The organism is Lysinibacillus odysseyi 34hs-1 = NBRC 100172 (genome assembly GCF_001591965.1).
Classification (GTDB): domain Bacteria; phylum Bacillota; class Bacilli; order Bacillales_A; family Planococcaceae; genus Lysinibacillus_B; species Lysinibacillus_B odysseyi.
Genome location: NZ_BCVX01000004.1, coordinates 346131 through 371154, shown reverse-complemented (window position 1 = coordinate 371154; position 25024 = coordinate 346131). Strand labels below are relative to the sequence as shown.

At 41.4% G+C, this 25024-nt stretch carries 25 protein-coding genes; 5 read left to right on the top strand and 20 right to left on the bottom strand.

All coding sequences use genetic code 11. The features are described 5' to 3' along the window. Positions 1–100 precede the first annotated feature (100 nt). Positions 101–1171 carry an NAD(P)/FAD-dependent oxidoreductase gene (locus BOD01S_RS09010; protein WP_036156927.1) on the bottom strand — a complete coding sequence of 357 codons (1071 nt, stop codon included), beginning with the start codon at positions 1169–1171 and terminating at the stop codon, positions 101–103. A gap of 181 nt (positions 1172–1352) precedes the next feature. On the opposite strand from BOD01S_RS09010, the gene BOD01S_RS09005 reads away from it, so the two are divergent. Continuing rightward, positions 1353–1589: a YuzB family protein gene (locus tag BOD01S_RS09005; RefSeq protein WP_036156929.1), complete on the top strand. Its 237-nt coding sequence runs from the start codon at positions 1353–1355 to the stop codon at positions 1587–1589. A gap of 210 nt (positions 1590–1799) precedes the next feature. Here BOD01S_RS09005 and BOD01S_RS09000 read toward each other — a convergent pair whose 3' ends face one another. Both BOD01S_RS09000 and BOD01S_RS08995 read right to left on the bottom strand, forming a co-directional pair. Next, the gene (locus tag BOD01S_RS09000) at positions 1800–2561 is read right to left on the bottom strand and encodes a TIGR01457 family HAD-type hydrolase (RefSeq protein WP_036156931.1); all 762 of its coding nucleotides are present in this window, start codon (positions 2559–2561) and stop codon (positions 1800–1802) included. A gap of 1 nt (position 2562) precedes the next feature. Further along, positions 2563–3012 carry a DUF86 domain-containing protein gene (locus BOD01S_RS08995; RefSeq protein ID WP_036156933.1) on the bottom strand — a complete coding sequence of 150 codons (450 nt, stop codon included), beginning with the start codon at positions 3010–3012 and terminating at the stop codon, positions 2563–2565. 88 nt (positions 3013–3100) lie between these two features. On the opposite strand from BOD01S_RS08995, the gene BOD01S_RS08990 reads away from it, so the two are divergent. Continuing rightward, a complete protein-coding gene (locus BOD01S_RS08990; RefSeq protein WP_036156935.1) occupies positions 3101–3367 on the top strand; it encodes a DUF3055 domain-containing protein in 267 nt (88 codons plus the stop codon). A 214-nt stretch (positions 3368–3581) separates the two neighbouring features. On the opposite strand, the gene BOD01S_RS08985 is transcribed toward BOD01S_RS08990, so the two are convergent. From BOD01S_RS08985 to BOD01S_RS08955, 7 genes are all read right to left on the bottom strand, one after another. Continuing rightward, the gene (locus tag BOD01S_RS08985) at positions 3582–3905 is read right to left on the bottom strand and encodes a YutD family protein (RefSeq protein ID WP_036156937.1); all 324 of its coding nucleotides are present in this window, start codon (positions 3903–3905) and stop codon (positions 3582–3584) included. 51 nt (positions 3906–3956) lie between these two features. Further along, positions 3957–4883 carry a lipoyl synthase gene (lipA, locus tag BOD01S_RS08980; RefSeq protein ID WP_036156939.1) on the bottom strand — a complete coding sequence of 309 codons (927 nt, stop codon included), beginning with the start codon at positions 4881–4883 and terminating at the stop codon, positions 3957–3959. 110 nt (positions 4884–4993) lie between these two features. Then, a complete protein-coding gene (yunB, locus tag BOD01S_RS08975) occupies positions 4994–5743 on the bottom strand; it encodes a sporulation protein YunB (protein WP_036157648.1) in 750 nt (249 codons plus the stop codon). 61 nt (positions 5744–5804) lie between these two features. After that, a complete protein-coding gene (locus tag BOD01S_RS08970; protein ID WP_036156941.1) occupies positions 5805–6908 on the bottom strand; it encodes an HD-GYP domain-containing protein in 1104 nt (367 codons plus the stop codon). 78 nt (positions 6909–6986) lie between these two features. Next, a complete protein-coding gene (locus BOD01S_RS08965; protein WP_036157650.1) occupies positions 6987–8351 on the bottom strand; it encodes a bifunctional metallophosphatase/5'-nucleotidase in 1365 nt (454 codons plus the stop codon). 15 nt (positions 8352–8366) lie between these two features. Then, positions 8367–9188, bottom strand: coding sequence for a sulfite exporter TauE/SafE family protein (locus BOD01S_RS08960; protein ID WP_036156944.1), 822 nt, complete (start codon positions 9186–9188; stop codon positions 8367–8369). Beyond that, on the bottom strand, positions 9188–10045 hold the full coding sequence (locus BOD01S_RS08955) for a DUF72 domain-containing protein (protein ID WP_036156946.1): 858 nt from the start codon (positions 10043–10045) through the stop codon (positions 9188–9190). Before BOD01S_RS08955 ends, BOD01S_RS08960 begins: the two co-directional genes overlap by 1 nt. A gap of 99 nt (positions 10046–10144) precedes the next feature. Here BOD01S_RS08955 and BOD01S_RS08950 point away from each other — a divergent pair, with 99 nt between their 5' ends. Next, a complete protein-coding gene (locus BOD01S_RS08950; RefSeq protein WP_036156947.1) occupies positions 10145–10933 on the top strand; it encodes a glycerophosphodiester phosphodiesterase in 789 nt (262 codons plus the stop codon). A gap of 281 nt (positions 10934–11214) precedes the next feature. Here the strand turns inward: BOD01S_RS08950 and BOD01S_RS23525 are convergent, their stop codons facing one another. The 5 genes from BOD01S_RS23525 to BOD01S_RS08925 form a co-directional block, all read right to left on the bottom strand. Further along, on the bottom strand, positions 11215–12243 hold the full coding sequence (locus tag BOD01S_RS23525) for an ArsR/SmtB family transcription factor (protein WP_081978028.1): 1029 nt from the start codon (positions 12241–12243) through the stop codon (positions 11215–11217). A gap of 307 nt (positions 12244–12550) precedes the next feature. Continuing rightward, on the bottom strand, positions 12551–13924 hold the full coding sequence (locus tag BOD01S_RS08940; RefSeq protein WP_081978029.1) for an ABC transporter substrate-binding protein: 1374 nt from the start codon (positions 13922–13924) through the stop codon (positions 12551–12553). 20 nt (positions 13925–13944) lie between these two features. Then, the gene (locus tag BOD01S_RS08935; RefSeq protein WP_036157656.1) at positions 13945–14757 is read right to left on the bottom strand and encodes a carbohydrate ABC transporter permease; all 813 of its coding nucleotides are present in this window, start codon (positions 14755–14757) and stop codon (positions 13945–13947) included. A 2-nt stretch (positions 14758–14759) separates the two neighbouring features. Next, a complete protein-coding gene (locus BOD01S_RS08930) occupies positions 14760–15644 on the bottom strand; it encodes a carbohydrate ABC transporter permease (protein ID WP_052124934.1) in 885 nt (294 codons plus the stop codon). 11 nt (positions 15645–15655) lie between these two features. Beyond that, entirely contained in the window at positions 15656–16744 is a 1089-nt protein-coding gene (locus tag BOD01S_RS08925; RefSeq protein ID WP_036156950.1) for an ABC transporter ATP-binding protein, read from the bottom strand. Between the two features lie 189 nt (positions 16745–16933). On the opposite strand from BOD01S_RS08925, the gene BOD01S_RS08920 reads away from it, so the two are divergent. After that, positions 16934–17659: a glycerophosphodiester phosphodiesterase gene (locus tag BOD01S_RS08920; protein ID WP_036156952.1), complete on the top strand. Its 726-nt coding sequence runs from the start codon at positions 16934–16936 to the stop codon at positions 17657–17659. Positions 17660–18091: 432 nt separating this feature from the next. Further along, the gene (locus tag BOD01S_RS08915; protein WP_036156954.1) at positions 18092–18937 is read left to right on the top strand and encodes an AraC family transcriptional regulator; all 846 of its coding nucleotides are present in this window, start codon (positions 18092–18094) and stop codon (positions 18935–18937) included. 67 nt (positions 18938–19004) lie between these two features. Here the strand turns inward: BOD01S_RS08915 and sufB are convergent, their stop codons facing one another. From sufB to sufC, 5 genes are all read right to left on the bottom strand, one after another. Then, positions 19005–20402, bottom strand: a complete 1398-nt coding sequence (gene sufB / locus BOD01S_RS08910; protein WP_036156956.1) for a Fe-S cluster assembly protein SufB — start codon at positions 20400–20402, stop codon at positions 19005–19007. Positions 20403–20572: 170 nt separating this feature from the next. Next, positions 20573–21016 (bottom strand): Fe-S cluster assembly sulfur transfer protein SufU, encoded by a 444-nt coding sequence (sufU, locus tag BOD01S_RS08905; RefSeq protein ID WP_036156958.1) that lies wholly within the window; start codon positions 21014–21016, stop codon positions 20573–20575. Further along, positions 21006–22235: a cysteine desulfurase gene (locus tag BOD01S_RS08900; RefSeq protein ID WP_036156960.1), complete on the bottom strand. Its 1230-nt coding sequence runs from the start codon at positions 22233–22235 to the stop codon at positions 21006–21008. Before BOD01S_RS08900 ends, sufU begins: the two co-directional genes overlap by 11 nt. Further along, positions 22232–23539, bottom strand: coding sequence for a Fe-S cluster assembly protein SufD (gene sufD, locus BOD01S_RS08895; protein ID WP_036156962.1), 1308 nt, complete (start codon positions 23537–23539; stop codon positions 22232–22234). The genes BOD01S_RS08900 and sufD overlap by 4 nt, the downstream gene beginning before the upstream one ends. Before the next feature lie 18 nt (positions 23540–23557). Next, complete coding sequence (gene sufC, locus BOD01S_RS08890; RefSeq protein WP_036156964.1) at positions 23558–24337, bottom strand: Fe-S cluster assembly ATPase SufC; 780 nt, start codon at positions 24335–24337, stop codon at positions 23558–23560. Positions 24338–25024: the final 687 nt, after the last annotated feature.

Genomic DNA, 25024 nt, shown 5'->3' with positions numbered 1-25024 from the left:
AGCACCCGAAAATGTATAGCCGGGTGCTCCTTTTACGGTAAATTATTTAAAAAACAAGGCTGTTCAGAAAGTAAATGCTTTCTGGACAGCCCCTTTTATTTTAGTTATCGTTTTGACGTTTGTACATCCAAAGAAGACCCGACTTCATTAATCGTGCAATACGACCTGTTACTGTTGTATCCGCAAGATGTACAAAGCCTTGTTTTTTGCCCAATGAGCCCATAAAGCCTTTCAGCTTAATTTCTGGCATTTTTTCAGGCAATGCCATTCCGCTCCAGCGTGTTTTTAATACTTTTACAACACGTTCTGCCTGTTCTTCTGCAAGTTGTGCAGTTGGAGGCAGGTCAGACGAAGCACAGTCACCGATTACGTAAATATGCTCATCATCCGGCAAATTGAAATATTGAGTAATAATCGGACGGCCGAATTTATCCTTCTCTGCTTCCATGTCACGAACAATCTTCACTGGCTGAACACCTGCTGTCCATACAATAGCATCTGCTTCGATCACTTGGTCATGGTTGTATAGACGGTTCGGTTCTACACGCGTAATATTCGATTGTGCGATAACCTCTACATTATGTTTCTCGAACCAGGACTTTACGTAATTGCTCAGTTTTTCCGGGAAGTCACGTAAAATGCGGTGTGAACGGTCAAATAATTTCACCTTCAAATCTGCACGACTTTCACGCAGTTCACTCGCAAGCTCAATTCCAGAAAGACCAGCGCCAACAATAGCTACTGTAGAGCCCGGAGGCAGGCCACAAACTTTTTCAAACGTGCTGCGGGAATTAGCAATTGTCTGAATACTGTACGTATATTCTTCCGCTCCCGGTACACCATGGTATTTATCTTCACAGCCTAAAGCAATTACTAAATCGTTATATTCAATAACTCTGCCATCTTCCAAATATACAGCTTTTTCTTCCCGGTCGATTCGGATTACTTCACCGAATACCTTGTGCAAGCGCTCGTGCTCCGGGAATGCCACACGGATTTCTTTATCTGTCGAAGTACCAGCAGCTAATGCATAAAATTCTGTTTTTAAACTATGGAAAGGGGTGCGATCTATTAAAATAATTTCTGTATCTGACGGTAAATTATTTGGCAATAAACGCAGTAATACACGCATATTTCCATAACCGCCGCCTAATAAAACTAGTTTATTCATAATATTCTCCTTTAGTTATTCGCTCATTCTAGTATGTTCACAAAGACTCCATAAAAGAGTATAGCTGATTGTGAGAAGTTTCACAATATGTTATCGTGATTTTGTGAAACTTTTCACAAGTTATGGGAATTGACTAAAGATACAAATGCTAGTAGCATACAATGAGTGAGGTGACGAAGGCATGAACCCTATGGTCGAGTTCTGTATTAGCAATTTGGCAAATGGTGCACAGGAAACATTAGAAGCATTAGAAAAAGACCCGAATATCGATGTACTGGAATACGGATGTCTTAGTTACTGTACAACATGTGCAAGCAATTTCTATGCTGTCGTTAATGGCGACATTGTTGAAGCAGACACCCCTGGCGAATTGACAGAAAAAATATATGCATATATTGAAGAAAATCCTTTATGGTAAATAGTATTTATGCCTTTTAGCTGCGTCAGGTGATGATTAAGATCCCACATTTGTTTGCAGGGAACTATTTAAGAAATGACCCCGGGCAGCTGGCGCAAATACTTGAACGGCTATAAATCAAAAATGAATATTTCTTATATTGTTAAACCAGCGCTGATTCTTCAGCGTTTTTTCTTTTTTCCCGTATATCTTCAAAAGAAAACCGCATCTTTAAAGATGCGGTACCTTTGATAAATCCTCTACTACATATGTTGGCTGTGTTGGCTTGCCTTTTACGATTTCTGAAGACGTAACACCTGTATTCACATGGATTGTTGTGCATCCGAAATTAATGCCGCATAAAATATCGGTATCATAATTGTCCCCTACCATCACAAGTTCATCACGTGTGAGTCCATGCTCCTCTGCAATCATTTCCAGCATGACGGGTGAAGGCTTTCCAATAAATAGCGGTTCCACCCCGCAAACATTGGCTACCATCCATACAAATGAACCGTTTCCCGGTAAAAAACCGTCCTCTGTCGGAAAACGAATATCCTCATTCGTCCCAATGAGTTTAGCACCGCGCTGGACTGTCAGACAGGCATCCGCAATACGGGCATAGTCGATTGTCCGGTCGATTCCCATCACGAGTACATCCACTTCTTTTTCTTCGGAAACAGTAATTCCTTCCGCTTCCAGTGCATACCGGATTCCATCTGCGCCAATAACTTGCACTTTTGCTGTACGATAGTTTTTTGCGACATATTTCGCTGTAGATAATGCGCTTGAATAAATATGCCCGCGCTTTGCGTGAATACCTATTGCAGTAAGCGCCTGCTGCAGCTGATCAGGTGTCTTTGATGAATTGTTCGTAACAAAAAACGGCTCATTCCCTTCCGCCTGCAAACGGTGAATAAATTCAACAGCAGACGGAATGCCCGATTTTCCTCTATAGACTGTACCGTCCAGATCAAAGCAAAAACGCTTCATCCTACTTGTCCTCAGGTAAAAAGGCAGAAACAGGGCCTAATTCATTCGTTACATAATCCTGTACTCTTGAGGGAAATTCTTTTATGGCAGGGAGGCTTGACGTCAACACATCCAGCACCTCTTGATCATTCACTTGAATAAATTCGCGTACAAGCATTTTACGTAATCCAACAACTGCTTTTAGCGGCGCATCCATTTCCTGGGTAATTACTTTTTCATCAACAAGAATGTCGATAATGTCCTCATAACTTCCCGGATCACGCATGATAAAGCCGTCAATCATTAAATTCCCAACATCCATCATTGACTCCATTAAGTTATGGCCGATGCGTTGAAGCGCCAGTTTATTTATTGTTGAATCTAACCAGTCCGTCTCATTTTCCAATACGGCGATTAATTCATTAATATGTTGTAAATTTAAAGTTATCTTGTTACGATCTACGAAGTACATAATGTACTGCCTCCAATCAATAAATGTTGATACTGTTTTCTTATCTATAGTAACATATTCTTGAGAATTGGAAGGAGCTTTCGCCATAATGGAACGATTTTTCTTATATGATGATGTAGAAGATACAAAAACGCGCTTTGTAAGTTTTACAGGACGGACGCAGCGGTATGATTTAGCCATTCTTCAAAGCAGCCGTTTTTTCGGTAAAGTGCTTGTGCTGGATATCCAGTTCGGCAGATTTGCTATCATTGGCCCTGATGATGTGGAGGAACCGGGCTATTTAGAGCATGTCTATAACCGTTCGGAGGAAGAGGCGGCAGATTTACGGGAATATTTGCGTGAATTACTAGGATAATAAACGTCTAATGGCTCTCTTAAAACAACTTAAGAAGAAGCAGGAGTTTCCAATTTAAAAAGAAAAAGGGCTGGGCAGAAAGTATATACTTTCTGCCCAGCCCTTTCTTAATAAATACTGCTTTTAAAGTATTATCGATGTCTATGTTACAGCATCATTATACTTATGACAAAGAGAGCGCCTCGACTTTGTCTTTCAGGCGCCCCTCTCCTTTTTATTCTACTGTCTGTTCCACTTCTTCTGTTTCCTGAATAGGTGCAGGTGCCTTCCCGATCTTCTTGATGATAAAATAAGCACAGCCAAAATTGCAATATTCGTACAAGTAATCTTGCAGCGTACTAATTTTCGTATCAAATGTCGACTTTTGGTTTTTATCATCGTAGAAGCCCTTCAATCGAAGCTGCCCATAGCCCCAGTCACCAACAATATAGTCATATTTCAATAAAATGTCCGAATAACGGGCTAAAAATTCCTCTTCTTTAAAGCCCTCTCTTACATCTTCCAATAATTCATACATATAGCCTTCTACAAGGATCATGATTCCACCACCAATCTCTTATGACCATGTTAAGTAAAATACGGCTTGAAATCAACTTGTTTGTGTATCTTGAAGAAGCCGTTCTTTCGCTGCCGCATTCACCTGCTCGTCAGCATGATAACTGCTTCGTACTAGCGGACCAGCTTCACAATGTGAGAACCCTTTCTCCATTGCAATTTTACGCAGCTTACCGAACTCAAGCGGCGAATAATATTTCTTTACCGGCAAATGCTTTTTCGTAGGCTGTAAATACTGCCCGATTGTCATAATATCCACGTTATTTGCACGCAAATCATCCATTACTTCCAGGATTTCCTCCCACGTTTCTCCAAGGCCGATCATCAGCGAAGATTTTGTCGGGATGTCCGGCTGCATTTCTTTTGCTTTACGCAGGAATTCCAGCGAACGCTCATATTTTGCTTTTGCTCTTACTCTTGGTGTAAGGCGGCGGACTGTTTCAATATTATGGTTTAAAATGTCCGGTTTCGCATCCATCAGCAATTGCAGATTTTCTTCCACTCCGCCTAAATCAGAAGGCAGTACCTCTACAGACGTAAGGGGTGCTTTTCGCCGGATAGCACGAATTGTCTCAGCAAGCACGCCCGCTCCGCCGTCTTTTAAATCATCACGAGCTACCATCGTAATAACAACGTGCTTTAAGTCCATAATTTTTACCGAATCTGCTACACGTTCCGGCTCTGCTAAATCAAGCTCTGTCGGTAGACCTGTTTTTACCGCACAGAATCGGCATGCCCGCGTACAAACCGAACCTAAAATCATCATTGTTGCTGTACGTCTTTCTCCCCAGCATTCATGAATATTAGGGCATCGCGCTTCCTCACATACAGTGTGCAGATTATTTTCGCGCATTAGCTTTTTCAATGCTTTATACTCATCATTTGTATTTAATTTTATCTTCAACCATTCCGGTTTACGTAAGTGCTCTTCTTTGTTGTTCGTTGGTTTACAAGATGTCATGAAATTCGCCCCTTATCGATGTACCATAATTTTCACTACTATTGTTGATGTCAATGTATCATATATTCGAGGTAACCAACAACCGGCTTTTTAAATTATCCTATGATTTATTAATCATACGGAACTGGCACCTCTAGAGATGGCTGGACTCCTTCCCCCCCGCCGTCTGTATAAATGTGCGGCACAGTACCCCGGATCAATCCAATCGCTACTGGAATATACTGTTCTACTTTAGCAGATTTACTGGCAAATGGAATAATAATTTGCACATTTACTTCTAAATGAATGCTTACTGCTACGTAGGCATTGTTAATGCCGAACTCCTCAATCGTTGATTCAACACTGCTATGCACATTGCCAATGATATGAAACCTGATAGGAATACGGGGGCCTAAATTGCCCAATATCGGTAAATTCAGCGCCTGCCCCAATGGGACAAAGAAAACAATTCCATCTCCTGCCTCCATGCGCCCTACATCGTATTCAACATTTTCAAGATTAGGTAAATGTGCAAGGTCGCCATTTTCTGCTTGCTCCAAATATTCCTTTACAAGAGATGTCGTTTCCGCACGCACCTGATTAATAATATCTGTATTAAATTTCGTCGTCACCATTTCACTCGTACCAGGCGGAAGGTCGACAATAATATCATTCACATCCAACACGCTTGAAGTCCTGGAATTAATCGCTTTACTTACGACATAGGAAGCAACCTTTTCCGTCTGTACCTCGGCATACTCCAGATAGACCGGCATGAGGCGACTGTTTACATAATAAAGCGAAACAACGATCATGATAAGTAAACTGACTAATACGAGCGTAAGCCTTGTAGAAGCCTTCTTCTTTCGTCTGAAACGCATTCTACGTCGTTTATAAAGCAAAAAAAGCCCCCCTATCTACCATATGAAGGGGGCATTTTTTCTATTCGACAAGCGCTGCATATTCAAGCTCCACTTTGTCGATTAATATGTCTGGAAAATCTACTAGATTCATTTCATATGTAGCTGGAAGAATCATATTATCTTCCTCAAAAACCCTAATTTTCGGCCGCTCGGGAGATCCCGAGTTTTGTTTTGATACAATTCCTCTTCGGCCATCCGACAGCAGAAGCACAGACCCGTTTGGATAATGCACGACACTTCGGCGCAGTGCCTGGACTACTGCCGGGCTGAAAATCGTGCCGCTGCCTGCTTCAATAATAGCCATTCCTTGTGAAGGCAGGAGCTTTTCCCGGTACACCCTGTTTGAGGTAACAGCATCGAACACATCAGCAACTCCAATAATTTTGGCGAAAGGATGGATTTCAGCATCCATAATCCCTCTTGGGTATCCACTGCCGTCAAGCCGTTCATGATGCTGGAATGCACAATGGGCAACAAGAAGAGAAACGGAGTGCAGATTGCGCAGTAGATCAAACCCATGCTTCGTATGCTGCTTCATTATTTCGTATTCCTCATCTGTTAAAGGGTCAGGTTTCAATAAGATTTCTTTAGGCACCATTAACTTCCCTATATCATGCAGCAGGGCTCCCATACCAATTAAGCGAAGGTCTTCATAGGAATAACCCATTTCCTTTCCAATAGCCAGTGAATAAAGGGTTACTTGAAAGGAGTGCTGGTATAGATATTCGTCATACATAAAAGCATCCGTCAAAACCATTAAAATTTCTTTACTATCCAGGACTGCCTGGAGCAAATCCTCTACTATATTGCCGATTGCCTTTGATTGCTGATCCAACACAAAAGAGATTTGCTTTGAATTTAGTTTTCTCACTGAATGAAAAGATTCGGTAATTTTATTGACAATTTTACTGCGTAACGCTGGTTCGACTGTTTCTTCAATTTCAATCCCATATGAAATCCGGTCTTCTATATAAATATAATGGATATTCAATTGCTTTAATCGAACCAATATCCCATCCGTCACAACTACCCCTTTTTGTAAAAGGGGATGGCCAGCCTCATTCCAAATTGTCCTTCCGACAACCATACCCGCCCTCAGCACATTGATTGATATTAAGCGCATTGGTTTTCTAAACTCCCATCGTTATTATTCCATATTGTAAATTATAATCTGATTTACTTAAATAGAAAAGATGACCTGTTAACTTCTTGATTTCTGCAGGTAAGAAAGGAGTATATCCCTTAAAAAGGCAGGTAAATAATAATATTTTTTTGCGTATTTAAAAGACGGGAAAAAGTAACCAAATGTGAACAAATCAAGTGTGGCCAATGTATAGGTTTGCGTCGGAACGACAATTTCCCCATTCAGAAACAGCTGGCGCTGCCGATCCATTTTCAAATTGTACAGCAGCAGCTTGCCTAATACGACGCCGCGGAAACCTAGGCCTTTCAGTTGCAGCTGCCACCATTCCTCATTTTGTGCCTGTACATACATTTCTTTTAATTCCGCTCCTGTCAGCTCAATCAAACATAAATTGATTGGATGCGGCAAAATTTTATGCATATCATATGGGCTGACATATCCCTTTTTTAAATCCTCCACAAAAATCCCTGCGTTGAACATAAGACAGTCAGCACCTGTGTAGTCAAATACCGCTTCTGCAAATAAATCGGAAAGGGGCGAGTAATGGAACCATTCTTTATAATAAGTTTTCGGCAGTTGAATCACCGGGTCGCCCATTAAGGAGCTGCCCTTTTTTGAAAGACCAAAAAGAAATTCTGCCTCTCCCGGTACTGTTGCCAATTGACCATTTTCAATCAATTGCTCTTCAAGCGACATTACCTGCTTTTCTGCATGGCTATAGGAAATGGTTAAATGTCCTGTATATTGGCCGAACTTGCCGCCGCCTGTCAGCAGGACGCCATTGACAACCTTTCCTTCCGGCAGCGTATGGTGTGTATGGGCTCCAAGAATAACATCAATATCGGGACATTCATTTGCCAAAAGCTCATCTTCTGAAATGCCTAGATGCGACAAACAAACAATCAAATCTACTTCCTGCCGGAGCGTTTGAACGAGTAAGATCAGCGCTTTTCGCGGCTCTGTTACTTCCCAATTCAGCGTTCGGTAAAATGCATCATATTGAGCGGTTGCTCCAATTACCCCGATTGTTGTCCCATGCATGGTCGTTAAAATTGTATAAGGCTTCAGCCAGCTTGGGTTTTCTCCTGTCAGCGCCCGAAGATTGGCAACGACTACATCAAAATCAGCCCCTTCATAAAGAGCGGACAAATCATCGAATGCCAATGTAATTCCTTCATTATTGCCGATCGTTACGACATCATAGGAAGCCATATTGAGCATTTCTACATTTCCTTTGCCGAGCGTCGCCTCTGTAAAGATATTGGAACGGTCGAGATGATCGCCTACATCCAGCAGGAAGCTTGCCTCTCCCCTTCCCGCCAACAATTGACGCTGCTCTTTTATAAAGGCCTGCATGCGCAGCCAATATTCAAAATGGCTATGTAAATCATTTGTATGAAATATATGAATTTTTTCGAGCACCATCTCCGCCCCTTTCTAAAGTAACGCTTCAGTAATTAAACGTATTCCCATTAATAATAAAACAATCCGTAGCGCGTATACTAACGCAGTAGAGTTTAATTTTTGATTAATAGCTGCCCCGACTTTTGCTCCAATATACGCACCAGGTATAACAGGCAGCGTATACAGCCATAGAACATTACCAAGCATGATATGACTCGCCGAGTTAACAAGAGCCGTTAAAAATACTAAAAACATACTTGTTGCCACAGCGACATGAGGGGGAAACTGAAATAAGATCAGCATGGCCGGCACAAGAATTGCTCCACCGCCGATGCCGAAAAGTCCTGATACACACCCAACAAAAAAGGATAAGAAGACAGCAAACCAAATTGGGTATCCATAAACTGTACTATTTCCTTCCCTATCCTTATATTCCCTCTTCCAGCCATTCTCAACAAACCATTTTACCGGTCTTAGCTTATCGCGGATCATCAAAACTATAGCAATAAAAATAAGGAAAATACCAAAATAAAGATTAAACGAAGGTAAATCCAGGCCCTTATTAATCCAGGCACCTACGACAGCTCCCGGCATACTTCCAATAAAAAAAATGAAGCCTGATTTAAAATCAACTGTTTTTGTTTTCATATAGGAAAGGGTAGAAGCAAGCCCTGTAAAGATCATCATAATAACAGATAAGCCAACAACTGTTTGAGGTGTAACTCCTGCTATAAGCTCAAGCTTGTTTCCGATATACAAAGTTGCAGGCACTAAAATAATGCCGCCCCCTAAACCAACGAGAGCCCCTACAATTCCTGATGCTACCGCAATAATAAATAATACAAAAAACGCCATCAAATTTCTCCTTCAAACAGCTTTAATTGCTTCGGTGCCAGTCCTTCAAATTCTAAATCAAGGATCTGCTGCATACGTTTTGCATTTGGCGCGGCATGGTCTCCCGAGTTATTATTAAAAAGTACATAAACATCCTTTGCCTGCTTTTGAAGTGCGCGGATATGAGCAGCCAGCCCTTGCAGTTCTTCTTCATTATAATCATATAAAAAGCGGACCTTGCGCCAATTTTGATTGTTTCCGCTGTTACGCCATCCATGGATATTACGTCCATGAATCCGTAAAAGCACTTTATCGGAAGTTGCTATAGGTACGAGCGGCGCAGAACCGCTTCCTGCCTGCGGTTCGTCACAAACGGTATGGATCAGGTTTTGCTCCCGTAAAAATTGAAGCGTCCTTTCTCTCATCTCGCCCGCATACCAAGTCTGATTACGAAATTCGATGGCAATAGGGAACATGGCTAACTGCTGCTTCACATAACGAATATATTGCACATTTTTTGCTGAGCAGTCAAACCAAGGAGGAAACTGGACGAGAATCATCGCTAATTTTCCGTGCTTCCTAAAGCCCTCCGCACATTCAATAAAGGCATTGAACATATCATTTTTTGTTTCGTATGGTAAATCATCCCGTAGGTGGCCCGTCATACCTTGATAGGCCTTTAATACAAATTGAAAGTTTTTAGGCGTTTCATTACACCATTTTTCCACATTCGTCTGATTAGGAATCGCATAAAATGAAGTATCGACTTCAACGACTGGAAAATGGCCGCTATAATCAAATAATTTATCACGGGCAGATGTCACTTCTGAATAAAGCGTCGGATGATCTCCCCATCCTGTTAATCCAATGTGGATCATGAGAATGCCTCCTTTATGTTATTTATTATAGCCTATCCGAATAGCAATTTTACAAATTATCATATAGGCAAGCTATTATTTTGAAAGGCGCTGAGGGGATTGAAAAAATGGCATTTACTATTATCTATTATTCTAGCAGTTATTATATTGTTGTTGCTTTTCCACAATCCATTCACAAACAAACCTTTAATCATTGCACATCGCGGAGCCTCCTACTATGCAATTGAAAACAGCTTTGAGGCGTATGACCTTGCACTGGCTCAAGGGGCAGACTATTTAGAGTTCGATATGCAGATGACAAAGGATGACGTCTTGGTCGTTGAACATGATGCCCTTCCTTCCTATGGCGATGGACGTGCGATCAAAGACTATCTATATGCAGAATTGCAATTATTGAAAAGGAAAAATGAATTTGGTATTTCCTCTATCCTTACATTGCAGGAAGTGCTGGCAAAATATCCTGACAAGCAGCTTTACATCGAAACAAAAAACAGACGTGACGGGGTAGAAGCGACACTGTTAAAAGAGCTGCAAATAGCAGATCGGCTGAATGATGAAACGATTATCATCCAATCATTTTCAGAAAAAAGCCTGCGCCTGCTTCGTATGCAAAACAGCTCCCTTCAGCTCTTTCAATTATTCACAGAAGAGGCAACAAGCGATCTCACTGTAGAAAAGCTGCAGCAAGTGAAACAATATGCAAACGGGATTATTGTTCATCAGGGCGCTGTTACAGAGAGCCTCATCCAAACAGCCCATGACCAGCATTTGAAGGTGCATGTATATACGATTAATAAGCCCCGTGCCATGAAAAAATTAATTAAATATGGTATTGATGGGATTATCACTGACCGGCCAGATATTTTATATGCTATTTTGTATGAGTAGAAAGGTAGTTTACTATTAATAAACGGATTATTTAAACGATATAAAAACGCAAAATGGATGTCCAAGCAACCTTGACATACCCTTCGCGGCTAGAACGGTGACATGGCAGCCGGTCACCAGGAGAACGGTACTCTGCAGCAAATATATTATGGAAAAAGCTGTGTTAAAAGTCATTTCAACTTTTAACACAGCCCTGATGAAAACATATAAAACCTATTCTCCTTCTCTACTATACTTTGTAAAAAAGGCCCCTGCTCTTCGTTTAACTACTATCATGTACCTTATTTCCCGATAAGGTGCTGCAGGCTTTGCATCATTTCCGTAATCTGTTCCTTGTCGACTGCAAAATATTTGATCGTGCCGATTTTTTCCTCTTTCACAAGACCTGCCTTTTTTAATATGTCTAGATGATGGGAAATCGTGGCTGTTGTAAGACCGATATATTCAGCCAGTTTTGCTCCATATTCTTTTTTGACAGACAGCAAACGGAGAATAAGCAGGCGGTTCGGATCCGCCAGCGCCTTTAAACGGATGGCCAGCTCCTCGCTTGACTCTCGTTCATTCGATAATGCATTGGCACAGCCGTAAATCACCATGCATACCGATTCATTGAATATGCGGATGCGTGCCGGGGTCATGCAGTAGCTCGGAATGAAGTAATACATTTTATACAAGCTTGTGCGTTTAAAGGTTTTTCCCATAACATATTGTGCCAAAGATAGCGAAGGCATCGATAGTTGTTGAAGCTCCCGAATCGATGCTTCCATAAGCGGCTCCCGTTCCTGCCACATTGCATGAAACACAGCAGTTTTTGAAATGTTCACTAAAAGTTCCGCCAGCTCATTCTTAAAACCCTGCAGCACCGGAAGCCATTGTTCGTAAATAGCCTTCACTTCATCCGTCTGCCAATAGTAGTTGCTATCTAGTTCCCAAATTGTTTTTGGACTTTCCCACAGCTTCGTCACTATTTCTACGGGTACATCCTCTCCCCAAAAGTAATAAAGGAATTTCCCTGGCGCCATCCGTTTTAAACTTTCAGCAAACAGCTCTACAGAAGAAAAATGAGGTATAGGAATAAGTAAATTAAAAAGATTATATACACTATAGTCTGGTAATTTCTTTAACTGGACAACTGCAAAATTGTTTTGATACGCCTCTTCTAACTGCTCTCTCTCTTCGGTTAAAAAGTCATTTTTCACCTGGATCAGCGAGCTGAACAGTGCTAATGTTTCGATTACAGGAGAACTTAAATAGATGACCTGCTCTTCGTTATGTTCTCTCATATCCACTTCATGCCCCATGTTTTGCATAGCCGCCTTTCTACATAACGCAGCCTCCCAAATTAGATGGCCGTCTTATAAGATACTTTCTATTATGATTCACTGTGGATTTTTCTTTTCTCTTTCAAGTATACAGTAAAAAGCAAACTATTTCCCTTTCGCGTTAAAAGTCATCAGCCTTTCTAAAACAAGGAAGTAGTTGTTCGAGAAGACATTCCGAAACATCTCTTTTAGGAAGGGGGGATGACCCAGGCGCATTATGTTACAGCAGCTATTTATGATGGAAAAAGGCTGTGTTAAAAGTCAAAATGACCTTTAACACAGCCCCTTACATAAATTATTTACCGCTCGTTTTATTAGCGATTTCGATAGCACGATTTGTAGACTCTGCTGCCTTGTCAAGTACCGCCTGTGGGTCACCGCCCTGGTACAGCTCTTCAATTGCTGTTACGATATGCTCGCGTGATTCCGGGAACACGGAAATCAGGGCTCCTTGTGTCGCTGTAGACGGCTTTGTATCCTGCAGTTGGTCCACTGTCACTTGGAAGTGTGGATACTGTTCCCAACGTTCTTTGACAATCGCTTCATCATATGCGGCTGGATTGATTGCAAAGTAGCCTGTTGTTACGTGCCATTTTGCCTGAACAGGTGCTGTTTGCAAGTATTTCATGAAATCCCACGCACCAGCCTGCTCCTCTTCGGAGATACCGTTCATCATCCATAATGATGCCCCGCCGATAATAACCCCGTTACGCTCTGCCTTTTCAGAATACGGAATGTACGCTGCCCCTACTTCAAATGGCGCACTTTCCACTAGGCCTGAAATCCCGGCAGATGAATCGAGATACATCGCTACTTGACCGGATACAAAGGCAGTCCGGATATCATCCCATACAGAGCCGAAGTTACCAAGAGTGCCCGCATCGTTCATTTCTTTGAGGAATTCAAATACACGACGTCCTTCTTCGCCATTGAATAATGCTTCTGTTACTTGACCTGTACGGCCATTGTCAGCATCTACATAAAGACCGCCCTGTGTTGCAAGCATTTCTTCAAAGAACCAGCCGTATAAAAGAATTGAAAAGCCCTTCATATCACCATTTGTTAGTTTTTCAGCCGCTGCTTTCACTTCCGCAAATGTTTCAGGCGGATTTTCAGGATCCAGCCCGGCAGCTTTAAATGCATCTTTATTGTAGAGCATAACAGGGGTAGAAGAGTTAAATGGCATTGAATACAACTGATCATCGACAGAATAATAGTTTAGGATATTTTCTTCTAATTGGCCGATATCATAGTTATCCTTATCAATGAATGTTTGTACCGGTTCGATATAGCCGCTGTCGATCATATATTTTGTTCCAACTTCAAATACTTGCATAATAGCCGGGGCATCCGCTGTCCCGCCAACACTTCGAAGCTTTGTCAAAGATTCCTCATAGCTTCCTTGAAATAGCGCTTCTACTTCGTATTTGTCCTGCGAGGCATTATAGTCAGCTACAATATTATCAATCGCCTGTTGGTTCGGCCCGCTCATTGCATGCCAAAATTCAATTTTTGTTTTTTCTCCGGCTGGTGCCGCCGTATTTTCTTCTGTTTTTCCTTCTGATGATTCATTTTGTTCGTCAGCAGCTTCCTCGCCATTACAGGCACTAATAATAAATAATAAAGCAAACATCAAACCAAACATAAACAGCTTCTTTACATTGGACATTCTTCTAAGCCCCTTTTCATTTATTTAATAGCTCCTTGCGTTAATCCTTTTTGCAATTGCTTCTGACCTAAAAAGAGCAGAATTAACGTAGGTAAAATAATAATCATTACACCTGCCATGACCACCCCCCAATCTGTTGCACTTTCGTTTGACTGTAATTGGCGAATACCGATCTGAACGGTTCTAACCGTATCATTCGTTGTCGTAAGCAGCGGCCATAAATACATATTCCACGTCGTTAAAAAACTATAGGCGCCCAATGTAATGACACTTGTTTTGGACATCGGCAATACAACCTTCCAGAAAAACTTCAGCTTGCCGACTCCTCCAATTTGAGCTGCTTCATACAATTCATATGGGATTGTCAAAAAGTGCTGGCGCAACAGGAACGTACCAAATGCAGATGCAAAAAAGGGCAGTGTTAGTGCCATATACGTATTCGTCCAGCCGAACCCCTGAATAAGCAGGAAATTCGGAATCATTGTTGCCTCCCACGGAATCATCATCGTAGAGATGAACAGGAAGAAGATCAGGTTGCTGCCTCGGAACGGCAGAAATACAAATACATAGGCAGCCATAGCACATACCAATACCTGTCCTGCCATGACGACTGTAGAAACAACAAAGCTATTGAATAAATATTTCAGAAGCGGCAGACGCTCAAAAGCTTGTTCGTAGTTTCCAAATGAAAAGCTGCGCGGCAGAATATTGCCCATCAGCACTTCCTGCGGCGTCATGAATGAAATCAAAAAGGCATAGGCGACAGGAAAAAATACGAGAACGGCAAAAACCGTCAGAAGAATATAGAAGAGTATTTTTTGAGAAAGAGGCATTTTCATTGGTAATGAACCTTCCTTTCTCCAAACTTAAATTGCAGGATCGTCACAATGAGCACGACGCCAAATAATACAATAGCCTGCGCGCTGGCGGTACCGAACTGATAATTGACGAAGGCCTCCTTATAAATCGAATACACAACGAGGTTTGTTGACTGAATCGGACCGCCCTTTGTTAAAATATCGATTTGGCCGAAGCTCTGGAATGCATTAATTAATGAAATCGTAATGATGAAAAATAATGTAGGAGATAAAAGCGGAATGGTGATTCGGCGCAGTTTTGTAAAATAACCTGCCCCGTCTATCGTTGCACTTTCATACAGGCTTTCATCAATATTTTGCAGACCTCCTAAAATGACGAGAAAGTTGAAGCCAATATTCATCCAGATCGTCGTCAAGGAAACAGAAAGCAAGGCCCAATCAGGATCCAGCAGCCACTGGACAGCTGGCAAGTCAACGGTTTTCAAGATATTGTTAAAAGCACCGACTGATGGGTGGAACAGAAACAGCCATACGACAGCCGAAGCCGCAACGGAAATGCCCATCGTTGATGAAAAGATAGTCCGGTAGAAGCCGACTCCCTTCAGTTTTTCATTCGCCAAAATGGCCATGATAAGCGCAATCAACACACTCACCGGGACAGTATAAACAACAAATAACAAAGTCGCCTTCATGCTATTACGGAACTCATCCGACGAAAAGATAAACGTATAGTTTTCCAGCCCATTAAAATAGACAGGCAAGCCGTTTTGATTGGTTAAAAAGAAGCTTAAATAAATTGTCTTTGCCATCGGGTAGAATACGAACAGTCCAAAAAGGATAATCGAGGGGAGCAGGTAAAGCAGTCCCACTCTTACGTTTACAGTACGTTTCCATAGCTTCATAAACTTCCCCCTTATCCTTTCATCCCTTTTTGGATGATTTTTTCTGTCTCCGGATCAAACAAGCAAACTTCCTCTTCGTTAATAGAAAATTCAAGTGATTGGCCGACTTTATAATGCCATTGCCCTCCCCATTTACAAATCCATTCTTCTCCATCCAAATCAAGCGAAATCAATGTTTCATTTCCTAAAAGTGCTACATTTACTACCGGTGCCTTGTAAATCTTGCTTCCTTCTACCGGCTGTACAAGATGCTCCGGCCGAATCCCGAAAATGACACTATCCGGTAATTTCTCTAAAAGCTCTGCTTCAACAGACAGCGTAATAGTGGAACTGAGCCTGATGGCAGGGGCTCCTGCTTGTACAATTGCTTTTTTCAAATTCATTGGCGGCGAGCCGATAAATGTAGCGACGAATGTATTCTCAGGATAATTATAAATATCCATCGGACTGCCGATTTGCTGGGCAATCCCTTTATCTAAAATCATCATCCTGTCTCCCATTGTCATCGCTTCCACCTGATCATGTGTAACATAGATCATCGTAAAGCCTAGCTTTTTTTGTAAGCGCCGAAGCTCAGAGCGCATATGGGCACGCAGTTTTGCATCCAGGTTGGAAAGGGGCTCATCCATCAAACAAATCGGCTGCTCATTCACGATTGCTCTTGCTAGCGCCACACGCTGCCGCTGACCGCCTGATAGCTGCCGCGGCTTCCTGCTCAAATAATCACTTAAGCCGAGCATAGCCGCCACTTCTTCTATTTTTTCTTTTCGAAGTTGTTTGCCAAGCTTCTTCACCTGAAGCCCAAATCCGATATTTTCAGCTACTGTCATATGTGGATACAGGGCATAATTTTGGAATACCATCGTAATCCCGCGCTTACTCGGATGAATATCATTAACGATTTCCTCTCCGAAAATCAGGCTTCCTGCCGATATTTCCTCCAACCCTGCGATAACCCGCAACATTGTACTCTTTCCGCATCCTGATGGGCCCACTAGCACAAAAAATTCTCCCGGTTCTATTTCTACATTGATATCCCGGAGCACTTCCGTCTGTTTGTCATAAGACTTTTTCACATTCTCCAGCTTTACTCTTTCCATGCACCTTCTTCTCCCCCTTCTTGACGGGCTAACGCTCCTTTACAAAAACCATTATAAAAGGCCGATATCAAGCGAGCGTTAACTCCATATGAATTTTCTGTAAATTGGTTGTGTCGGTCTTTGAATCACTATATTCTAAACAGAGAAGAAGTTTTACTATTTTTCATACGAAAGTGGGGACAAAAGAAAATGAAGCTATTTGCACATAGGGGATTCAGTGGAAAATATCCGGAAAATACACTTCTTGCTTTCCGTAAGGCAGCGGAGCTGGACATATTCGGTGTAGAATTTGATGTCCATCTAACGGCGGATAGACAATTGGTTGTCATTCATGATGAAACAATTGACCGTACGTCAAATGGTTCCGGCTTTGTAAAGGACATGACACTAAAAGAGCTCCGGCAATACGATTACGGGAAATGGTTTGGGGAGCAGTTTGCCGGTGAGAAGATTCCTACTCTTCGAGAGGTCCTTGCTGTTTTCAAGGAAACAGACCACATCCTGAATATTGAAATCAAATCCGATATTTTTGAATACAAAGGTATTGAACAGCTTATTTCTGAGGAAATTGAGATGGCCGGAATACAGGAACGCATTATCATTTCTTCTTTTAATCATGAGAGCATCCAGCGATTCCATCAATTGCAGCCAACTATTCAAACAGGGGTGCTGTTTAGCTCTCTTATCGTTGATATTAATTCTTATGTAAATTCTTTGCCTGGGGATGCACTGCACATCCATTACTACCATATATACCGCCATGCAATCCAAAGGGTGATTGAAGATGGATGCACAGTAAGGGCCTTTACAGTAAACGATGCAGCAATTGCTAGGCAGCTTCAAACAGCTGGAATTGAGGCTATTTTTACTGATGTACCTGATATCATCTTGTCTAGTCTGCATCGTATTAGTTGAACAGTTAAATTCACTATCGCTAGGCCGTTTACTATCTCTCCCTTCAACATGTCGACTAGAAAGGCCGTTTACTAAACATGTACTTCCTTCGATTCTTCCTGCTCTTATAGAAGAAGCAAGCGAAACAAACCATTACTAGTTATTTCTCCAGTACCGATTAATCCTCTTTATGGCCTGTTTAAGGTTCCGCTCATAATAGCGCTATGTCAATAAGCCCTGTCATAGCTGTTTATGTCTCTTTTATACGTTGATGATGGCGTATAAATATAAGATTCTACAGCAAAAGTTAATATACATTTACAGGTAAATTTTCTAAAATATAATTAATACTGCTCAATTTTAAAGATGGTGTATCCGACTTTTTTAGGCAGGAAATGACGGGCAAAACTTTTGTAAGTTTCTTATTATGTTGTTTGAGGGAGATTAAATTATATGGAATGGCTGGAGCGAATGAATAACGTATTGGACTATATTGAACAAAATATCGACGGGGAGATAAGCTATAAGGAAATAGCTAAGATTGCCTGTACATCAGAGTACCATTTTCCCCGTATGTTTTCTTCTATTTCCGGAATATCGCTTTCTGAATACATCAGAAGAAGACGTTTAACTATTGCAGCGTTTGAAATTCAAAAAAGCAACGTGCTCATCATCGATATCGCAGCAAAATATGGATATGATTCCGTTGATTCATTTACACGCGCTTTCAAAAAGATACACGGCTTAACTCCTTCTGCAGCTAGAAAGCAAGGTGTTGAATTAAAGGCCTTCCCTAAAATCTCTTTCCACATTTCTATAAAAGGAGACACAGAAATGGAATACAGAATTGAAAATATTGACTTTGAGCTGCGAATCATAGGAAAAAGCAAACCTGTCAAAACGGCAAGAGCCTTTAAAACGATCCCTACGCTATGGAACGGTGCAAAGAAAGATGGTTTTATGCAGGAACTGATTGATCTATCTTGGGAAAATCCAAAATGCTCGCTTGAGGGTTTGCTAGGTGTTTGCGGTAAAGAAGCATCCATTACCGATGACGAATTTGCTTATTTTATGGGAGTAAGATATGACAGCGAGCCACCAAATGATATGGAGATTCTCACTCTTCCTCCAAGTACATGGGCGGTTTTTCCGAATATCGTAGAAGCATGGAAGAGATTATATACAGAATGGGTACCGACGTCTGGCTATGAGCTGGCCAATTTGCCTTGTATCGAATGCTATTACGGGCCCAAACGTAAGCCAAGACATGAGCTGTGGGTCCCAATTGTTTCTCCATAATATATTAGAATGAACTCTTTACTGACGAAAAAAAGATCGAGTGCACATTGCACTCGATCTTTTATCATTAACCGATAGAACCTTCCATTTCGAACTTGATCAGACGGTTCATCTCTACTGCGTACTCCATTGGAAGCTCTTTTGTGAACGGCTCGATGAAGCCCATTACGATCATTTCTGTCGCTTCTTCCTCTGAAATACCACGAGACATTAGGTAGAACAATTGCTCTTCAGATACTTTTGAAACTTTTGCTTCATGCTCTAAAGATACATTGTCATTTAAGATTTCGTTGTATGGAATTGTGTCTGAAGTAGACTCATTATCCATGATTAATGTATCACACTCGATGTTCGCACGTGCACCCGTAGCACGAGGACCAAAGCGAACGATACCGCGGTATGTTACTTTACCGCCTTGTTTAGAAATTGATTTTGATACGATTGTTGAAGATGTGTTTGGTGCTAAGTGGATCATTTTCGCACCAGCATCTTGGTGCTGACCGCGGCCAGCTAATGCGATGGATAATGTCATACCACGTGCGCCTTCACCTTTTAGGATACATGCCGGATATTTCATCGTTAATTTTGAACCGATGTTTCCGTCGATCCATTCCATCGTACCGTTTGCTTCTACAACTGTACGTTTTGTTACTAGGTTGTAAACGTTGTTTGCCCAGTTTTGAATCGTTGTATAACGGCAGTAGGCATCTTTCTTAACGATGATTTCTACTACTGCTGAGTGTAGTGAGTTTGTTGTATAAACAGGTGCTGTACATCCTTCTACATAGTGTACGTGTGCACCTTCGTCAACGATGATTAGCGTACGTTCGAATTGACCCATGTTTTCAGAGTTAATACGGAAGTAAGCTTGTAATGGTGTTTCTACTTTCACACCTGGTGGTACATAGATAAATGAACCGCCTGACCATACTGCTGAGTTAAGTGCAGCGAATTTGTTGTCTGACGCTGGAATTACTGTACCCCAGTATTGTTTGAAGATGTCTTCATTTTCACGAAGTGCTGAGTCTGTATCTTTAAATACAATCCCCATATCTTCAAGGTCTTGTTTCATGTTGTGGTAAACTACTTCAGATTCATACTGAGCAGATACACCAGCCAAGTATTTTTGTTCTGCTTCTGGAATACCTAATTTATCAAATGTACGTTTGATTTCTTCAGGTACTTCATCCCATGATTTTTGCGTAGCTTCAGACGGCTTTACATAGTACGTAATTTCGTCGAAGTTTAATGCAGAAAGGTCGCCGCCCCACTGCGGCATTGGTTTTGAATAGAAGATTTCTAGAGCGTTTAAGCGGTATTCAAGCATCCACTCCGGCTCTTCTTTCATTTTCGAAATTTCTCGAACGATTTCTTCAGTTAATCCACGTTTTGAACGGAAAATTGATACGTCCTTATCATGGAAGCCATATTTGTAATCGCCGATATCAGGCATCTTTTTCGCCATGTTGTCTCCTCCGTTCGTTTATAGAAAAGTGCTAAAGCGCTCGCTCATCCACTCCAATGCTTGAACAGATAGTCAGCCGGCCCATGTTTTATCGCAGCTGACTATCACACATCTTGAAAGTTTGAGGCAATCAGCGCCTTTGCCTAGACAGTTCGTTACTTAAGCAATAACTATTCGTTATCGCTTTTCACGCCTTTTTCCATCGCTTTCCAAGCAAGTGTTGCACATTTAATGCGTGCCGGGAATTTTGCGACACCTTGTAGTGCCTCCACGTCCCCTAAATCATATTTATCTACGTCAAACTCTTCACCCAGCATCATTTTCGAGAAAATTTCCGCTAGTTCAAGTGCTTCTTCTTTTTTTCTGCCCTTGACGATTTGTGTCATCATGGAAGCGGAAGACATGGAGATGGAGCAGCCTTCACCATCGAATTTTGCGTCCTGTACAATCCCGTCTTCTACTTTTAATGTTAAATGGATACGGTCGCCGCAAGTTGGGTTATTCATATCAATAGTAACACTTTCATCTTCCAAGGACCCTTTGTTACGAGGGTTTTTATAATGATCCATAATAACTGAGCGATACAGTTGATCAAGGTTATTGTTAAAAGACATCGTTAAAATACTCCTTCGCCGCTTGCAATCCCGCAACAAGTGCATCGATATCTGCTTCGTCATTGTACATATAGAAGCTTGCACGAGCTGTTGCCGATACTTGAAGCCATTTCATCAGCGGTTGTGCACAGTGGTGTCCCGCACGTACAGCGATACCGTTCATGTCCAGCACTGTTGCTACATCATGCGGATGCACATCAGCTAGATTGAATGTCACCAGGCCGCAGCGTTTGTTCGGATCACGTGGACCATAAATCTCTAGACCATCAATTGTTTCCATCTGATCCATCGCATATGCTGCTAGCTTATGCTCATATGCTTCGATGTTCTCGAGACCAATTTCATTTAAGAAATCGATGGCTGCACCAAGTCCAATGGCACTCGCAATGATTGGTGTGCCTCCTTCAAACTTCCACGGAAGCTCTTTCCATGTCGAATCATGAAGACCCACAAAGTCAATCATTTCCCCGCCAAATTCCACCGGCTCCATGTTTTCAAGGATTGCTTGTTTTCCATATAGTACCCCGATACCCGTAGGACCACACATTTTATGGCCTGAGAAGGCTAAAAAGTCACAATCGATGTCTTGGACATCCACTTTCATATGAGGAACAGCCTGTGCTCCATCAACAACCATGATTGCGCCATTTTCATGAGCAATTTTAGCAATCTCTTTTACTGGATTTATCGTACCCAGTACATTTGAAACCATCATGACAGATACGATTTTTGTTTTCGGCGTAATTGTTTTACGAACCGTATCAAGTGAAATCGTACCATCTGCCTCTAAATCCAAATACTTTAATACAGCGCCTTTTTCCTTTGCAACCTGCTGCCAAGGGATGATGTTGGAATGGTGTTCCATGTAGGAAATCACGATTTCATCGCCTTCCTGGAGTGTTTGGCGAGCATATCCTCCAGCAACAGTGTTTAAAGAAGTCGTTGTACCGCGAGTAAAAATAACTTCTTTCGTCGAATTTGCATTAATGAACTTGCGTACCTTTTCACGTGCACCTTCATAAAGATCCGTAGCACGGTTTCCTAATGTATGAACACCGCGGTGGACATTTGAATTGTCAAGTTCATAGTAATTTCTCATCGCTTCGATTACTTGAATTGGCTTTTGGGACGTTGCAGCACTATCAAGGTAAACGAGCGGATGCCCGTTTACTTCTTGATTCAAAATTGGGAAATAACGTTTAATGTCTTGATTCATTATCGAACTTTCCTTTCGATAACCTCCGTCAGCTGCTTTTTAACGCCTTCGATTGGCAAGTTAGTAACAACTGGCGCAAGGAATCCGTGAATTACAAGGCGCTCTGCTTCTGCTTTCGAAATGCCTCGGCTCATCAAATAGTACAGTTGAGTCGGGTCAACACGTCCAACAGATGCTGCGTGTCCTGCTGTTACATCATCTTCATCAATTAAAAGAATTGGGTTGGCATCGCCACGTGCTTTCTCAGAAAGCATCAATACGCGTGATTCTTGCTCAGCGTTTGCTTTTGTCGCACCATGTTCGATTTTACCAATACCATTGAAAATAGATTGTGCTCCTTCTTTCATTACACCATGCGTCAGGATTTGCCCATCAGAGTTTTTACCCCAATGACGAACTTCAGTAGTGAAGTTTTGTTTTTGTGAACCACGGCCGACTACTACCGTTTTTGTATCAGCAACAGAACCGTCACCTACTAAATGTGTAATGTTTTCAGAAATTGTATCTGAATCATTCATTAGACCAAGAGCCCAGTCAATTTTTGCATCACGTGTCAGATGCGCACGGCGGTTAACATATGTCGTATAACCTTTTGCCAATACATCGACAGCACCGAAAGTAACCTGTGCATTATCTTTTACAATCACTTCAGCGATGATATTTGCTTGGCCTTTTGCCTCTTCCACTGTCGAAACATACGTTTCTACGTATGTAACCGCTGAAGATTCTTCCGCCACAATGAGCACGTGGTTGAATAATGAAGCTTCTTCATTGTCATTTAAAAATACAACTTGAAGTGGCTCTTCAATAATTACATTGCGAGGCACATAAACGAATACCCCACCATTGACTAATGCTGCATGGTAAGCAGCCAATTTATGCTCATCTACTTTTACAGCAGTTGTCATGAAGTATTTTTCTACTAGCTCAGCATGATCACGGATTGCTGTTTCAATATCTGTGAAAATCACGCCTTTTGAAGTCAGCTCTTCTGATACTTTGATAAAGGCTGGTGTATTATTACGTTGAATATAAAGATTTTCCTGACCTTCGATGTCGATTAGCGCTTTCACTTCTGCAGGAAGCTCTTCTAAAGATGTAAACTTCGCCGATTCCACAGCATGAACTGGGAATTCCGTAAAGTTCCATTTTGTAATGTTCGTTTTATCTGGTTTTGGGAGCGCTAGTTCAGCTGCCTTTTCAAGAGCTGCAACGCGGAAATCAGCAAATGCTGCCGGTTCGTTGTTGTTTTGCGAGAACGAACGTACTTCTTGTGCTGATAACGCCAATTTAGTTTCAACCGTCATCTCTTTCGTCCTCCTTAATTATGCTTCTTGACCAACTGTTTCGTCTTCGATACCTAATTCTTTTTTGATCCACTCATAGCCTTCGGCTTCTAGGCGTTGTGCTAATTCAGAACCACCTGATTTTACGACACGGCCTTGCATCATAACGTGTACGTGATCTGGTGTGATGTAGTTTAATAGACGTTGATAGTGCGTGATCATTAAGCAGCCAAATCCTTCGCCGCGCATTTCATTGATACCTTTTGAAACGACTTTCAGCGCATCGATATCAAGACCTGAGTCGATTTCATCAAGAATAGCGAAAGTAGGCTTGATCATCATTAACTGAAGAATTTCGTTACGCTTTTTCTCACCACCGGAGAAGCCTTCGTTCAAGTAACGTTGGCCCATTTCTTCTGGCATTTCTAAAAAGTCCATTGTTTTATCTAATTCGCGGATGAATTTCATTAAAGAAATTTCATCGCCTTCTTCACGGCGTGCATTAATTGCAGAACGCAGGAAGTCTGCATTTGTTACACCAGAGATTTCTGAAGGATATTGCATAGCTAGGAATAGACCGGCTTTCGCACGCTCATCTACTTCCATTTCTAATACATTCTCACCATCAAGTAATACTTCACCTTGTGTTACTTCGTATTTAGGGTGACCCATGATTGCAGATGCTAATGTAGATTTACCAGTACCGTTTGGACCCATGATTGCATGGATTTCGTTTGTGTTAATAGTTAGGTTTACACCTTTTAAAATCTCTTTGCCTTCGATTTCAACATGAAGATCTTTGATTTCTAAAGTTGCCATAAGTTACCCTCCATATGTTCAATTGAATGGATATTCCATTACTTATTTTCATCATTAACCATCTTAACTGAAATAGAATCGAGTTGCAAATAGTTTAGAATGATTTTAATTAAATAACTCCTAATTTTCCTTTGAAAACGCTACCATATTGAGATTTTATATGTTAATAAGGAATTTGACTTTTATTTTTATTTTTTCAATAAGAATGCCACTAATGAGAATGAATATCATTTTGCTACTTTCTGTCCCACCCTCGTCCCTTTCTTTCATACATTCCTCCTATCTCTTTTAAACCTCCCTAATTATTTCTCTCTTCCGGGTAATTTAAACCTATCTCTCTTTCCCAACTAATTCATTAATCAGACTCTTTGCATCAACAAAGGAAAATCCAGTTCTCCTCTTACTAGATATAAAGGCGGGTGCGTGTTATAGAGGGTACAAATATAGAAAATACAAAAGATATCCCGTTTCGATATTCTGGGAGAATAGGAGGCGGACTGAGATAACTAGATTTATTGCCTCGCTTATGCTACAAAGAGCAGCTATACAAAAAGAGTTATCCAGAAAGTGGGGTCTTTCTGGATAACTCTTTTTTTCGTTACGTGTTTTTCGAAGTTACTTACTTATGTGCCTATCGGAAACTATTCCTCTTATCACCATAAAAAGAAGATACAAAACAACTTTCCA

Bases quoted from the DNA above. Each gene is read 5' to 3' on its own strand.
- BOD01S_RS08960 (WP_036156944.1), bottom strand. From the start codon at position 9,188: ATGGCGTTTTTTGTATTATTTATTATTGCGGTAGCATCAGGAATTGTA.
- BOD01S_RS08935 (WP_036157656.1), bottom strand. From the start codon at position 14,757: ATGCCTCTTTCTCAAAAAATACTCTTCTATATTCTTCTGACGGTTTTT.
- BOD01S_RS08915 (WP_036156954.1), top strand. From the start codon at position 18,092: ATGGAATGGCTGGAGCGAATGAATAACGTATTGGACTATATTGAACAA.
- yunB (WP_036157648.1), bottom strand. From the start codon at position 5,743: ATGCGTTTCAGACGAAAGAAGAAGGCTTCTACAAGGCTTACGCTCGTA.
- sufC (WP_036156964.1), bottom strand. From the start codon at position 24,337: ATGGCAACTTTAGAAATCAAAGATCTTCATGTTGAAATCGAAGGCAAA.
- BOD01S_RS08970 (WP_036156941.1), bottom strand. From the start codon at position 6,908: ATGCGCTTAATATCAATCAATGTGCTGAGGGCGGGTATGGTTGTCGGA.
- lipA (WP_036156939.1), bottom strand. From the start codon at position 4,883: ATGACATCTTGTAAACCAACGAACAACAAAGAAGAGCACTTACGTAAA.
- BOD01S_RS08995 (WP_036156933.1), bottom strand. From the start codon at position 3,012: ATGTACTTCGTAGATCGTAACAAGATAACTTTAAATTTACAACATATT.
- sufU (WP_036156958.1), bottom strand. From the start codon at position 21,016: ATGTCTTTTAACAATAACCTTGATCAACTGTATCGCTCAGTTATTATG.
- BOD01S_RS08925 (WP_036156950.1), bottom strand. From the start codon at position 16,744: ATGGAAAGAGTAAAGCTGGAGAATGTGAAAAAGTCTTATGACAAACAG.
- BOD01S_RS08955 (WP_036156946.1), bottom strand. From the start codon at position 10,045: ATGATCCACATTGGATTAACAGGATGGGGAGATCATCCGACGCTTTAT.
- BOD01S_RS08990 (WP_036156935.1), top strand. From the start codon at position 3,101: ATGGAACGATTTTTCTTATATGATGATGTAGAAGATACAAAAACGCGC.
- BOD01S_RS09005 (WP_036156929.1), top strand. From the start codon at position 1,353: ATGAACCCTATGGTCGAGTTCTGTATTAGCAATTTGGCAAATGGTGCA.
- sufB (WP_036156956.1), bottom strand. From the start codon at position 20,402: ATGGCGAAAAAGATGCCTGATATCGGCGATTACAAATATGGCTTCCAT.
- BOD01S_RS08985 (WP_036156937.1), bottom strand. From the start codon at position 3,905: ATGATCCTTGTAGAAGGCTATATGTATGAATTATTGGAAGATGTAAGA.
- BOD01S_RS08930 (WP_052124934.1), bottom strand. From the start codon at position 15,644: ATGAAGCTATGGAAACGTACTGTAAACGTAAGAGTGGGACTGCTTTAC.
- BOD01S_RS09000 (WP_036156931.1), bottom strand. From the start codon at position 2,561: ATGAAGCGTTTTTGCTTTGATCTGGACGGTACAGTCTATAGAGGAAAA.
- sufD (WP_036156962.1), bottom strand. From the start codon at position 23,539: ATGACGGTTGAAACTAAATTGGCGTTATCAGCACAAGAAGTACGTTCG.
- BOD01S_RS08940 (WP_081978029.1), bottom strand. From the start codon at position 13,924: ATGTCCAATGTAAAGAAGCTGTTTATGTTTGGTTTGATGTTTGCTTTA.
- BOD01S_RS08920 (WP_036156952.1), top strand. From the start codon at position 16,934: ATGAAGCTATTTGCACATAGGGGATTCAGTGGAAAATATCCGGAAAAT.
- BOD01S_RS09010 (WP_036156927.1), bottom strand. From the start codon at position 1,171: ATGAATAAACTAGTTTTATTAGGCGGCGGTTATGGAAATATGCGTGTA.
- BOD01S_RS23525 (WP_081978028.1), bottom strand. From the start codon at position 12,243: ATGCAAAACATGGGGCATGAAGTGGATATGAGAGAACATAACGAAGAG.